We start from the raw sequence: 12,201 nt of genomic DNA on the forward strand, positions 1-12,201 counted from the left end.
GGCCCGACGCGCGCCAGATCGTACGGCAGGGCGCCCTGCCCCCGGGCCACCGGCCGACGGGGTGCTCGGCCGGGGCGACCTTCGGGCCGCCTACGAACGTGATGACGAGAATGGATCGGGGACGTCACTCACCTACGCCATCAAGTTTGTAGGCACCGACCGGCGTACCAAGGAGGGGTGGCCGGGTCCGGGCGGACCCGGCCACCGGCGGTCAGCTCGCGGTGCAGGTCACCGCGGGCGTCGCGTTCGTGCCGTTCCAGCTCGCGATGAAGCCGAAGGTGGTGCTGGCGCCGGCGCCGAGCCGGCCGTTGTAGTCCACGTTGCGGGCGGTGTACGCCGACCCGCTGTTGCTGACCGTGGCGTTCCAGGACTGGCTGACGGTCTGACCGTTGGCGAACGTCCACTTCGCGGTCCAGCCGTTGATCGCGGCGGAACCGGCGGTCACCTTGATGTCGCCCTGGAAGCCACCCTGCCACGAGTTGACGACCGTGTAGCTGGCGGTGCAGCCGCCGGCCGGCGGGGGCGTGGTGGTCGGCGGCGTGGTCGGGCTGGGGCTGGTCGTCGGGCTGGGGCTGGTCGTCGGGCTGGGGCTGGTCGTCGGGCTGGGCGAGCTGCCGGAATAGACCGACGCCTCGCGGGAGGTGGCGGTGATGCCGTTGGCCCCGGCGAAGATGCGCTGGCCCCAACTGGTGAGCTGGGCCGGGTTGAAGCCGGTGGTCATGTCGAGGTATTCGACGCCGCCGCCGTTGCCGCTCCACGACCAGCCCAGGTAGCCGATCCGGTTGGCCTGGGCGTAGGACATGATGGTGTCCTCGTCGGGGTTGCCGTCGGAGTGGTTGAAGCCGAACTCGCCGACCACGATCGGCAGCCCGGCGCTGCGGAACCGGCCCAGGTAGTCGGTGATCTCCCCGGCGGTGTCGAAGACGCCGTACATGTGGATGGAGAAGACGGTGTTGCGCTGCGGGTCGGCGTTGAACACGGTGCCGGCGTTGTCGCGCATGGTGAACGACCAGTCCTGGCCCCAGTTCGGGCCGTCCACCATGATCGTGTGGGTGAGGCCGCCGGCCCGCAGCCGCTTGATCGCGTTCGAGGTGTCCGTGGTCCAGGCGCCGTAGCCCTGGTTGCCGAACGGCTCGTTGCCGATGTTGACGATGACGTACTTCTCCTGGCCCTTGAGCACGTCGGCGATGCTCAGCCAGTAGTCGGTGGCCTTGGCCAGCGTGGTGGCGGCGCCGTCCTCGCCGTAGCCGGTGGTGTCGTGCGCCTCCAGCACGCAGATGAGGCGGTTGGCCTTGCACAGCGAGATCACGTTGGCCACGTCGGCGGCGCTGTTCTTCGTCCAGCGGTCGCCGGTGGCCAGCACCACCCGCACGGTGTTGGCGCCGAGCGCCTTGATGTTGGCGAACGAGCTGGTCTGCTGCGGATACCAGGTGTGCGCGTGGTTGACGCCGCGCATCACGAACTCGGTGCCGTTGGCGTCGTAGAGCCGGCCGTTCGAGACGGAGAAACCGGTGGCGGCCTGCGCCGGCTGCCCGAAGGCGAACACGGCGGTGAGTGCCGTCAGCAGGGCGGCGCCCGCGACGGAAAGCATCTTCTTCATGACTGTCCTCAGAAGGTGGCGACATCCCGGACGCCGGCATCAGCCTAAGCCAATGAACCGCCGAAGGCAACCGGTTAAGTCCTGCGGCGACCCGTGTCGTCACGGGCCGCCGCAGGGGCGGTCATCCCCACCACAGGATGGTGCGCCTCCCCGGCCTGAACCGGTTAAGGCGGACTGTAGGCAGCATCAAACCACCCGTCAAGGTTGACCCGCGCCCGGCGGGGTATCCCGGGACGATCCCACCCGGAAGGAGCGGCGCCATGGTGAACGTCGGCTACACCCTGATGTGCGAGCAGGCCGGCCCGAAGGACCTGATCGACCACGCCGTGCGCGCCGAGGCGGCCGGCTTCGACCACCTGGTCATGTCCGACCACTACTACCCGTGGCTGGAGTCGCAGGGCCACTCCCCGTACGCCTGGTCGGTCCTCGGCGCGGTCGCGCACGCCACCACCCGGCCCGAGCTGCTCTCGTTCGTCACCTGCCCGATCCGCCGCTACCACCCGGCCGTGGTGGCGCAGAAGGCGAGCACCATCGGGGTGCTCTCGGACGGGCGGTTCACACTCGGCCTCGGCGCCGGGGAGAACCTGAACGAGCACGTGGTCGGCGGGTGGCCGCACGTGCAGCAGCGGCACGAGATGTTCGAGGAGGCGCTACAGATCATCCGGCCGCTGCTCAACGGCGAGACGCTGACGTTCTCCGGCAACCACTTCGACGTGCCCGACGCGTACGTCTGGGACCGGCCGGAGCGCCCGGTGCCGATGGCGGTGGCCGCGTCCGGCCGGCAGTCGGCCACCCTCGCCGCCGAGTACGCCGACGCCATGATCGCCACCGACCCGCTGTCGCACCTGGTCGACATGTACGAGGAGGCCGGCGGCGCGGGCCGCCCCCGCTACGGCCAGGTGGCCATCTGCTACGGCCCGGACGAGGACGAGTGCCGCAAGATCGTGCACGACCAGTTCCGCTGGTTCGGGATGGGCTGGAAGGTCAACGCCGACCTGCCGAACCCGGACGCGTTCGCCGCGGCCACCCAGTTCGTCCGGGAGGAGGACGTGGCCGAGGGCATCTCCTGCGGCCCGGACACCGACCGGCACGTCGAGGCGTTCAAGAAGTTCGTCGACGCCGGCTTCACCCACGTGGCGCTGGTGCAGGTCGGCGGCGACAGCCAGCCGATGTTCCTCGACTGGGCCCAGGAGGAACTGCTGCCCCGACTTCGCGAGCTGTGACGGGAGGGCCCGCGACATGCGTATCGGGAACACCGAGATCCGGCCCGCCGGCGGCGGGGTCGGCTGCCTCCTGATGATCCTCTTCTCGATCGTGGCGTCGGTGGTGCTGACCGTGCTGCTCAACCTGATCCTCTAGAACCGGCCGCCCCGCCGCCCGCACGGCAACAGCATGGGGCCATGAACCTGCTGACCGTGCTGCCGCTGGCGATCGTGATGGTCGCCGGTCCGCAGCTGATCAGCGCGGTCTTCCTGGCCGCCAGCCGCGACCCGCGGCGCGGCTCGGTGGCCTACCTGGCCGGCGCCGCGCTGGGCACGCTGGTCCCGCTGACCGTCTGGTACGGCGTGTTCCGGCTGGTCCGGCACGGCGCCGGCAACGGCACGAAGGACAGTGGCAGCCGGCACCTGATCGACTGGATCGTGCTGGCGCTGCTGCTGGTGCTCATGGTGATCACGTTCCTCAGGCGCGGACGGAACCAGCCCCCCGGTTGGATGCGCAAGCTGGAGGACCCGAAGCCGGCGTTCGCCTTCGGCCTCGGCCTGCTGCTCTTCCTGGCCATGCCCAGCGACGAGGTCACCATGGCGTCGGTGGCCGGCAGCCTGGCCGGGCACGACAAGCCGTGGTGGCACCTGCTGCCGTTCCTGGTGCTGACCGTGCTGCTGCTGGCGTTGCCGCTGCTGGCGCTGGTGGTGCTCGGGGGGCGGGCCGAGCGGCTGCTGCCGAGGATCCGCGACTGGTCCAACGCGCACTCCTGGATCGTCAGCGAGGCGGTCATCCTGATCTTCGTGGCGACCGTGGTGTCCGACCTGGCCTAGCCGGGCGCGACGTCCAGCTCGGCCAGGACCGGGTAGTGGTCGGAGGCGGTGTCGGCGTCGCCGTCGCGGACCACCCGGACCGCGCGCACCCGGTCGGCCAGCGCCGGCGTGGCGAGCAGGTAGTCCAGCCGCATCCCGGCGAACTCCGCGCCGCCGTGACCGGTCGGCACGGTCAGCCCGCCCGGCCCGTCGCCGCCGGCCCGCGCCCAGAGATCGACCAGACCGCCGTCGAGCAGCCGGGCCACCGCGCGGGTGTCGACGGTACGTCCGTCGCGGCGCAGGTGCCGACGCCGGTAGCCGGCGGCGAGCCCGGCCAGCCGCTCGGCGTGGTCGACGGCCGGCTCCAGGGTGTTCAGGTCCCCGGCGAGCACGGCCAGCTCGCCCCCGGTGCGCCGGACCGCCGCCGCCAGCCAGCCGGCCTCGATCCGCCGCCGCCCGCCCGAGTACGGGTTCAGGTGGGCGCTGAACACGGTCAGCGCCCCGGCCGGCGTGGCGACCCCAACCCGGGCTGCCGCGTGGTGGAACGGCCGGCGGACCGGCCCGGCGCGCAGCACCCGCAGCGGCGGGCGGACCAGTACCGCCACCGACTGGCCGAACCAGGACCGGGCCAGGCAGGGCACCATCCCCGCCCGCTGCGCCAGGCCGCCCAGCGTGCGGTCCAGCCCGCGCAGCTCCTGGAGCGCCAGCACGTCCGGGCGCTGCGCGGTGACGACCGAGACGATCCGGTCCCGGCGGTCGGTGCCGTTCCGGTCCCGACCGCCGGTGCGGATGTTCCAGGTCATCAGCCGCAGCATCGGGTCATTCCGGCCGGCCGGCCTTGGCCAGCTCGTCGTCCAGCTCGTCGACCTGCTCGGACTCGACCGCCGGCTGGTTGCCCTGGGCCACGTCGGCGTTCGGCCGGATCACCCACCAGAGCAGCGACAGCCAGAGCGTGCCGAGGATGATCGCGCCCATGAAGTCGGTCGGGTGGTGCATGCCCCGGTACATCCGGGAGGTGGCCACGCCCACCGGCATGATCACCGCCATCGCCACGAACAGCCACCGCCACCACCGGTCGGTGCGCGGGAACACGATGAGCGCCATGGCGGCCCAGAGGCAGATGGTCGCCGCGATGTGCCCGGACGGGAACGACGAGGTGGGCATCTGCCCGTCCAGGTTCTCCACCGGCGGCCGGGGCCGCTCCACCACGCGGGCGCTGGCCAGGAAGAGGCTCAGCTCGCCGAACATGGCCAGCACCACGAACAGCACCGGCCGCCACCGGCGCCACACGGCCAGCACGATCGGGCAGAACACCAGCGAGACCAGCAGGATGGCGTGGGTGTCGCCGAACTTGCTCCACCACCAGCTCAGGTCCGTCAGCCCGTCGGTGTGCCGGGCGGCGAACCACCGCGGCACCTCGGTGTCGAGCCAGTCGAAGACCGTGCCCTTGGCGTGGTAGCTGACGTACATGCCGAACGCGTAGAGCGCGCCGAACACGATCACCCAGCCGACGAGCAGCTCGGCCACCGACGAGCGGGGGTGCTCCAGCACCTTCTCCTCGTCCGGGGCCGGGGTGATCTCCTCGCCCGCCTCGGGCTCCAGGCCCTCGGTCAGCGGCGGGACCGGCCGGCCGCGCTCGCGTCGCCACAGCCGGAAGGCGTACGCGGTGACGCCCAGCCAGGCCGCGCCGAGCAGCCAGCCGCCGAGCACGTCGGAGACGAAGTGCACGCCCAGCGCGATCCGGGTCAGCCCGACCAGGAAGATCAGCACGGCGGCGATGGCGATGGCCGGCTTGCGCCAGCGCGGCGCCATGGCGGGCAGGAACACCAGCAGCAGCGCGCCGTACGCGACGAACGAGCCGAGCGCGTGGCCGCTGGGGAAGCTGTTGCCGGGCGCACTGGCCACCGGCACGTCCACCACCGGGCGCAGCCGTCCCACCAGCGCCTTGAGCGACGGGTCGAGGATCAGCCCGCCGACTCCGGTGACGATCAGGTAGACCGCCAGCCGGGACTGACGGCGGATCAGCAGGCCCACCACCGCGATGGTGATCAGCCAGATCAGCACCGGCCGCCCGCCCAGGTCGGTGATCGCCTGGAGCACGGTGACCAGCGGGTGGTGCGGGGCCACGAGGTTGTTGAACCACTCGGCCGCCTCGTGGTCGGCGTTCTGCAGCGGGCTCCAGCGGAACCGGACGAGCATCAGCAGCACGCCGAACGCGACGCCCGCGCCGGCCACCGCGAGCAGGCCGACCAGGCTCCGCTCGGCGAAGTGGCCGAGCGGTCGGCGCCCGGATTCCTTGACCGCGGTCACACCGCACCTCCCTTGTTCTTCTGCGAGGCGCGCTGTACCCGATCGGCGTGTCTCGTACACGCCGATCGGCGCGGCGTCAGAGGGCGGTCATCTCGCCGGTGTCGAGCAGCTCCTCGCGCTGCGCGTCGGGCTCCCACAGGTCCGGCTGGGCCGGCTCCTCCACGCCGATCCGCATCGCCTCCAGCTGGGCGGCGAACGCCAGCCCACCGAAGAGCGCCATCCCGGTGAGGTTGGCCCAGAGCAGCAGCGCCATCATGCCGGTCAGCGCGCCGTAGGTCTGGCCGAACCCGCCGCCGTATTTCACGTACGCGGCGAGCAGCAGGCTGGCCACCCACCAGATGGCGATGGCGATGCCGGCGCCGAAGAAGAGCCAGGACAGGCCGGGCTGCTTGCGCCGGGGCGCGTGCCGGAACAGCGCCGCGACGGCGAGCACGGTCAGGCCCAGGCTGAGCGGCCAGCGGACCACGTCCCACACCACGGTGGCGGCCTCGCCCCACTCGTAGTGCCGGCGTACCGAGTCACCGACCGCGCCGCCGCCGACCAGGATCAGGAACCCGATCAGCGCGGGCACGCCGGCGACCACGGCGAGCACCGCGGCCCGCACGTACTTGGGGAAGGCCGGGCGGTCCCGCTCGACGCCGTAGATCCGGTTGGCGCCCCGCTCGATCTGGGCCATCGTGGTGGTCAACGCGACCAGCCCGGTGATCAGACCGAGGGTCAGCGCCAGCTCGCCGACATCCTCGGTGCGGTCGGAGTCGGTCAGCAGCTCCTGCACCATGGACTCGCTCTGGCCCGGCGTGATCGCCAGCACCGTGTCGGCCACGACCTTGCCGCCCTCGTCCGCGCCGAGGTCGGTGATCAGGCCGGTGAGCGCGATCAGGAACGGCACCACGGCGAGGCAGAGCTGGAACGCCAACGCCCGGGAGTGGCTGAAGCCGTCGCCGTAGCGGAACCGGATGAAGGCGTCCCGCAGCAGGCACCAGCCGCCGTGCCGGCGCAGGGTGTGCCAGGCGTCGTCGGCCGACAGCTCGTTCTGGGTCATCAGCCGGGTCTCGGGGACGAGCTTGGTGCTACTCACGGCGGGCGTCCTCGACCAGACGCTCGCCGCGCTCCGCGGCGGCCTTGGCGTCCTCGGCCAGGTCGGGGTGGTCCTCCGGCCGCGGGACGCAGAGCCAGAGCGACTCGGGCCGGATGGTGGCGGTCAGCGAGCGCCCGGGCTCGATCAGGTCGCCGTCGAGCTGGCGGGGCTGGGGGCGGTTGCTGGCGATCTCGACGGTACGGGCCCGGAACACCTCCATCCGCGGCACGCTGCCGGTGCGGCGGACCAGCGCCCAGCCCATGGCGAGCCAGTGACCGACAGTGCGCGGGGTCAGCACCGCGACGTCGAGCCAGCCGTCGTCGGGCTCGGCCTCGGTGAGCAGGCGCACCCCGCCCTGGAGGCGGCCGACGTTGGCGACCAGCACCGAGCGGGCGCGGCGGCGCAGCGGCGGCCGGCCGTCGATGCGCACCGAGACGCGCATCGGCCGGTCCCGCAGGTGGCGGGCCGCGCCGACCAGGTAGGCCGGCCAGCCGATCCGCTTCTTGGTGGTCTCGGAGGTGGAGTCGAGCATCTGGGCGTCGAAGCCCATCCCGGCCATCACCGCGAAGCACTGGTCGTCGACCACGCCCACGTCGAGCCGGCGCATCCCGCGCTCGACGGCGACCTCCAGCCCGGCGCCGAGATCGTTGGAGAGACCGAGGTTGGCGGCGAGCAGGTTGCCGGTGCCCTGCGGCAGCACGGCGAGTGCCACCTCGGTGCCGGCGAGCGCGGTGACGCAGGCCATCACGGTGCCGTCGCCGCCGCAGGCGAAGACCACCTCGGCCCCGGCCTTGACGGCCTCCTCCGCCTGGCCGCGACCCGGGTCCTCGACCGTGGTCTCGTACCAGGTCGGCGCCGGCCAGCCGGCCGCGTCGAGCGCGCCGTCCACGATCCGCCGGAACTCGTCCAGGTCGGCCACCTTCACCGGGTTGACCACCACGGCGGAGCGCGGGGTCCGGTTCTCCGCGGTCACCGGAAGCTTCTCTTCTGCACCGTCCACGGCGTCAGTGTGCAGGACGCGGCGCGCGGCGGCGACCCGGCGGGCGGGGTCGTTGCGAGGACCGCAAAGAGGTTTGGAATCCGGCCCCGGCGTCAGGCCGCCTCGCGCAGCGCCACCTCGACCCGCTGCCGCAGCTCGTCGACGTCGGCGCCGGCCTCGACGAGCACCTGCGCGCCCAGGCCGTTGCCCTCCCGGAGCAGGCCGAGCAGGATGTGCTCGGTGCCGATGTGCCGGTGGCGCAGCCGCAGGGCCTCACGCAGCGACAGCTCCAGCACCTTCTTCGCCCGGGGCGAGAACCGGCCGTTGTCGTGCCGGCGGCGCCACCACCGGCGCGGGCGCGGCGTCGCCTCGCGCAGCGCGTCGGGGCCGAAGGACTCCTCGATGCGGGCCACGATCGCGGCGAGGTCGACACCGATCTCGCGCAGCGCGGCCGCGTCCGCCGCACCGAGGCCGTCGACGCCCTGCGCGGTGTGGCGGGTCACCGCGGCGCGCAGCCCGGCGGCGTCGATGCCGTCGGCCGCCAGCAGGCGGACCGCCAGGTTGTCGTGGTCGGCGAGCACGCCGAGCAGCAGGTGTTCCGTGCCGACCGGACGCCGGCCCTCGGTCTGGGCCTCGACGAGCGCGTGGTGCACCACGGCCCGGGCCCGGTCGGTGAATCGTTCGAACATCACGCCTCCCAGCTTTCGCGCACCGCCGGTCGCCCGGCGTGCTTCTTGTGGACCGCCTGCCGGCTGACCTCGAGGGCGTCGGCGATCTCCTGCCAGGACCAGCCCTGTCGCCGGGCGTTGTCCACCTGGACCACCTCGAGCCGTTCGAGCAGCCGGCGCAGGGCGAGCACCGCGCGCAGGCCGACCTTGGGGTCGGTGCTGCCGGCCGCCGCCGCGAGTTCCGTCGCCTGACTCATGCTGTCAATCTAGGTTGACAATGCCCGCACGTCAACCCCGGTTGACAGAAGACACGCCGTCACCTGCCCGTCCATCGCTCGCGCCGGTGTTACGTTCCGTAGGTGTTCCGTCGCCGTCCGCTGGACCGGCCGGTCGAGGCCGCCCGCCGGCTGACCGCCGGTCGGCTCACCCTGGAGGTGGCCGGGGGCAGCGTGGTCGGGTACCGCTATCCGGAGAACTACGACGTGCTGCACGTCGATGACGAGCTGCCACTGGCCGTGGTCTGCGACGGCATGGGTGAGGGCGAGGGCAGCCGGGTGGCCGGCACGACCGCCACCCGCACCTTCGTCGAGCAGCTCCGCGCCCGCTGGCCGGCCGTCGACGCCGCCGGCCTACGCGCCGCCACGACCGAGACACACCGACGGGTACGTCGGGCCGGCGCCGCCCACGCCGGGCTGACCGGGTGCACACTCACCGCGCTCGTGGTCGAGCCGACCGGCGGCCAGGGGTGGCTGGTGCAGCTCGGCGACTCCCGGGCCTACCGGCTGCGCGAGGGGCTGCTGGAGCTGGTCACGGTCGACCACACGATGGCCTGGCTCGGCCTGCTGCACGGTTGGTGGCCGGCCGGCTCACCGGAGGCGGCCCGGGCCCGCTACCAACTGCTGCGCCACGTCGGGCACCCCGACGCGCCGGACCCCGACCTGCTCTGCCTGCCGCTGCGTCGCGGTGACACCTGGCTGCTCTGCACCGACGGGGTGAGTGACCAGCTCGGCTACCACCGGCTGCGCGACCTGATCGCCGCCCGGCGGGACCCGGCGCGCACCGTCCGGACCCTGCTCGACGCCAGCCTGGACGCCGGCGGCGAGGACAACGCGACCGCCGTGGTGCTCCGGGTGCACCCCACGCTGCCCGCGCCGCGCTGACCGCCGCGACGGCGGCGTGACCGGAAGCACTCCCAACACTCTGACAATCTGTGCAAGTATTGTCAGCATGTCAGAGGAACGGTTGGCGACGATCCTGGCCGCCGCGTACGCGTGCTTCACCCGGCACGGCATGCGGCGCACCACCATGGACGACATCGCCGCCGCCGCCGGGATGTCCCGGCCCGCGGTCTACCAGTACGTGCGCAACAAGGACGACGCCTACCGGCGGTTGGCCGAACGGCTCTTCACCGACTCGCTCGACCGGGCCCGCCACGCCGCCGCCACCGGCGGAGGCGACCTCGCCGGCCGGCTGCACGACGTGCTCGCCGCCAAGCTGGAACTCACCCTCACGCTGCACCGGGACAGCCCGCACGCCACCGAACTGCTCGACGCCAGCGGCAAGCTCACCGGCGACCTCGTCGAGGCGTACACCGCCGAGCTGACCGACCTGGTGGCCGACGCGCTGGCGGACGCCGCCGGGCCGCGGGCCCGCGCGGTGGCCGACGTGCTCGTCGCGCTCACCCGCGGTCTGGAGGCCGACCTCACCGACCCCGACCTGCCCCGGCAGCGGCTGCGCGACGGCGTCGCGCTGCTCGTCGCCGGCCTACCCCACCAGGGCGACCCCGCATGACCGCCGTCCTGATCACCGGCACCTCCTCCGGCATCGGCCGGGCCACCGTCGCGCGCCTCGCCCGCCGGCCCGACCTCACCGTCTACGCGACCGCGCGCCGGGTCGACGCGCTCGCCGACCTGGCCGACACCGGCGCCCGACTGCTCCCCCTCGACGTCACCGACGAGGCGTCCATGCGCGCCGCCGTGGAAGCGGTGGAGGCCGCCCACGGCCAGGTCGACGTGCTGGTCAACAACGCCGGTTACGGCGAGTACGGCCCGATCGAAGAGACCCCGATGCAGCGGGTGCGCGCCCAGTTCGAGACGAACGTCTTCGGGCTGGCCCGGCTCACCCAGCTCGTGCTGCCCGGCATGCGCCGGGCCGGCCGGGGCCGGATCGTCAACGTCAGCTCGATGGGCGGGCGGCTGGTCTTCCCCGGCGGCGGCTACTACCACGCCAGCAAGTACGCGGTGGAGGCCGTCTCCGACGCGCTGCGCCAGGAGACCCGCCCGTTCGGCATCGACGTGGCGGTGATCGAGCCGGGCCTGATCCGCACCGGCTTCGGCGCGGTCGCCGCCTCCTCGCTCGGCGCGGGCGCCGACCCGGCCGGGCCGTACCACCGGATGGTCGCCGCGGTCGACGCGGCGATGGCGAAGTCCTACCGCAGCCGGCTGCTGGCCGCCCCGCCGGAGGCGGTGGCCCGCACCATCGAGCGGGCCGTGGTGGCCCGCCGGCCCCGCACCCGCTACCTGGTCACCGCCGCCGCGTGGGCGATGGTGCACACCCGCCGACTGTTCGGCGCCCGGCTCTTCGACGCGGTCAACCGCCTCCAGTTCCGCTGACCCGCTCCGGCCGACCCGGCCGCCCGACTACCGTGGGTGAAAAGCGCGGTCGGGAGGTGAGCCGACATGGCCGCACCCAGCCACGGCGCGGTGGTGGTCGGCGTCGGCCGGTCGGCGGAGGCCCTGTCGGTGGTCCGCACAGCCGCCGGCGAGGCCGCGGCCCACCACCGGCCGCTGCACCTGCTGCACGCGTTCAACTGGGCGGCCACCGGCGGCCCGGCACCGGCCGGCGGCAGCCGGCTCGACGCCGAGAACGCGCTGGAGCGGGCCGGCAGGATCGTCGCCGACACCGCGCCGGAGGTCCCGCTCAGCGGCGAGATCGTGGAGGGCTCACCGGTCGAGGCGCTGCTACGGGCCGCCGACGCCGCATTCCTGGTCGCGCTCGGTGACGGCGGTATGGCCACCTGCCGGGCCTGCGTACCGGCCGACGCGCCGGCCGTCGAGCTGGCCGCCCGGGCCGGCTGCCCGGTCCTCGTCGGCCGCTCCGAGCCCGCACCGCCCGGCCCGCTGCTGGTCGGCTGGGACGACTCACCCGGCTCCCACGCCACCCTCGGGTACGCCTTCGACTGCGCCGAGCGCCGGGGCGCCCGACTGCTCGCCGTCCGGGTGGTCGAACCGGAGCGCCGCGACGGCGACGACGGTGTGCTGGAGGAGGCGGTCAACCGGCACGCCGCCCGGCACCCCCGGGTCGCCGCGGAGTGCCAGACCGTACGTGGCGACCCCCGCGACGTCCTGCTCGACCGGTCCCGCTCGGCGCAACTCGCCGTGGTGGGGGCGCGCGGCGACGGTCCGGTGCAGTCCAGCCTGGGCGAGGTCAGCCAGGCGCTGCTCTACCACTCGCCGGCCCCGCTGATCGTCGTACGCGGGCTCGACCCGGGCGCCGGGGAGGGGTCGTGACGCCCACGCGACCCGGGACCTACGGCCCTGACCGTCGCCCCC

General features: G+C 73.4%; 13 protein-coding genes. 6 read left to right on the plus strand and 7 right to left on the minus strand.

The window, feature by feature from the left end:
* Window positions 1-211: 211 nt before the first annotated feature.
* A complete protein-coding gene (locus O7618_RS16025; protein ID WP_278106890.1) occupies window positions 212-1,600 on the minus strand; it encodes a cellulase family glycosylhydrolase in 1,389 nt (462 codons plus the stop codon).
* Window positions 1,601-1,860: 260 nt separating this feature from the next.
* Between O7618_RS16025 and O7618_RS16030 the strand changes: the two genes are divergently transcribed.
* Both O7618_RS16030 and O7618_RS16035 read left to right on the plus strand, forming a co-directional pair.
* Window positions 1,861-2,823, plus strand: a complete 963-nt coding sequence (locus O7618_RS16030; protein ID WP_278106891.1) for a TIGR03557 family F420-dependent LLM class oxidoreductase — start codon at window positions 1,861-1,863, stop codon at window positions 2,821-2,823.
* A 177-nt stretch (window positions 2,824-3,000) separates the two neighbouring features.
* Window positions 3,001-3,636: a GAP family protein gene (locus tag O7618_RS16035; protein WP_278106892.1), complete on the plus strand. Its 636-nt coding sequence runs from the start codon at window positions 3,001-3,003 to the stop codon at window positions 3,634-3,636.
* On the opposite strand, the gene O7618_RS16040 is transcribed toward O7618_RS16035, so the two are convergent.
* The 6 genes from O7618_RS16040 to O7618_RS16065 form a co-directional block, all read right to left on the minus strand.
* Entirely contained in the window at window positions 3,633-4,430 is a 798-nt protein-coding gene (locus O7618_RS16040) for an endonuclease/exonuclease/phosphatase family protein (protein ID WP_278106893.1), read from the minus strand. The two genes, O7618_RS16035 and O7618_RS16040, sit on opposite strands and share 4 nt — an antisense overlap.
* Before the next feature lie 4 nt (window positions 4,431-4,434).
* Complete coding sequence (locus O7618_RS16045) at window positions 4,435-5,925, minus strand: phosphatase PAP2 family protein (protein WP_278106894.1); 1,491 nt, start codon at window positions 5,923-5,925, stop codon at window positions 4,435-4,437.
* 76 nt (window positions 5,926-6,001) lie between these two features.
* Window positions 6,002-7,003: a YihY/virulence factor BrkB family protein gene (locus tag O7618_RS16050; protein ID WP_278106895.1), complete on the minus strand. Its 1,002-nt coding sequence runs from the start codon at window positions 7,001-7,003 to the stop codon at window positions 6,002-6,004.
* Window positions 6,996-8,003 (minus strand): diacylglycerol kinase family protein, encoded by a 1,008-nt coding sequence (locus O7618_RS16055; protein ID WP_278106896.1) that lies wholly within the window; start codon window positions 8,001-8,003, stop codon window positions 6,996-6,998. The genes O7618_RS16050 and O7618_RS16055 overlap by 8 nt, the downstream gene beginning before the upstream one ends.
* 92 nt (window positions 8,004-8,095) lie before the next feature.
* Window positions 8,096-8,671, minus strand: a complete 576-nt coding sequence (locus O7618_RS16060) for a Clp protease N-terminal domain-containing protein (RefSeq protein ID WP_278106897.1) — start codon at window positions 8,669-8,671, stop codon at window positions 8,096-8,098.
* Entirely contained in the window at window positions 8,671-8,907 is a 237-nt protein-coding gene (locus O7618_RS16065) for an HTH domain-containing protein (protein ID WP_107159391.1), read from the minus strand. The genes O7618_RS16060 and O7618_RS16065 overlap by 1 nt, the downstream gene beginning before the upstream one ends.
* Window positions 8,908-9,009: 102 nt before the next feature.
* Here O7618_RS16065 and O7618_RS16070 point away from each other — a divergent pair, with 102 nt between their 5' ends.
* The 4 genes from O7618_RS16070 (at window position 9,010) to O7618_RS16085 (ending at window position 12,159) form a co-directional block, all read left to right on the plus strand.
* Window positions 9,010-9,810 (plus strand): protein phosphatase 2C domain-containing protein, encoded by an 801-nt coding sequence (locus O7618_RS16070; protein ID WP_278106898.1) that lies wholly within the window; start codon window positions 9,010-9,012, stop codon window positions 9,808-9,810.
* Window positions 9,811-9,877: 67 nt separating this feature from the next.
* Entirely contained in the window at window positions 9,878-10,441 is a 564-nt protein-coding gene (locus O7618_RS16075) for a TetR/AcrR family transcriptional regulator (protein WP_278106899.1), read from the plus strand.
* On the plus strand, window positions 10,438-11,262 hold the full coding sequence (locus O7618_RS16080) for an oxidoreductase (RefSeq protein WP_278106900.1): 825 nt from the start codon (window positions 10,438-10,440) through the stop codon (window positions 11,260-11,262). The genes O7618_RS16075 and O7618_RS16080 overlap by 4 nt, the downstream gene beginning before the upstream one ends.
* Before the next feature lie 66 nt (window positions 11,263-11,328).
* Window positions 11,329-12,159, plus strand: coding sequence for a universal stress protein (locus O7618_RS16085; RefSeq protein ID WP_278106901.1), 831 nt, complete (start codon window positions 11,329-11,331; stop codon window positions 12,157-12,159).
* The last annotated feature ends 42 nt before the right edge of the window (window positions 12,160-12,201 follow it).

This window comes from Micromonospora sp. WMMD980 (assembly GCF_029626035.1).
Taxonomy (GTDB): domain Bacteria; phylum Actinomycetota; class Actinomycetes; order Mycobacteriales; family Micromonosporaceae; genus Micromonospora.

Bases quoted from the DNA above. Each gene is read 5' to 3' on its own strand.
- O7618_RS16025 (WP_278106890.1), bottom strand. From the start codon at position 1,600: ATGAAGAAGATGCTTTCCGTCGCGGGCGCCGCCCTGCTGACGGCACTC.
- O7618_RS16030 (WP_278106891.1), top strand. From the start codon at position 1,861: ATGGTGAACGTCGGCTACACCCTGATGTGCGAGCAGGCCGGCCCGAAG.
- O7618_RS16035 (WP_278106892.1), top strand. From the start codon at position 3,001: ATGAACCTGCTGACCGTGCTGCCGCTGGCGATCGTGATGGTCGCCGGT.
- O7618_RS16040 (WP_278106893.1), bottom strand. From the start codon at position 4,430: ATGCTGCGGCTGATGACCTGGAACATCCGCACCGGCGGTCGGGACCGG.
- O7618_RS16060 (WP_278106897.1), bottom strand. From the start codon at position 8,671: ATGTTCGAACGATTCACCGACCGGGCCCGGGCCGTGGTGCACCACGCG.
- O7618_RS16065 (WP_107159391.1), bottom strand. From the start codon at position 8,907: ATGAGTCAGGCGACGGAACTCGCGGCGGCGGCCGGCAGCACCGACCCC.
- O7618_RS16075 (WP_278106899.1), top strand. From the start codon at position 9,878: ATGTCAGAGGAACGGTTGGCGACGATCCTGGCCGCCGCGTACGCGTGC.
- O7618_RS16080 (WP_278106900.1), top strand. From the start codon at position 10,438: ATGACCGCCGTCCTGATCACCGGCACCTCCTCCGGCATCGGCCGGGCC.
- O7618_RS16085 (WP_278106901.1), top strand. From the start codon at position 11,329: ATGGCCGCACCCAGCCACGGCGCGGTGGTGGTCGGCGTCGGCCGGTCG.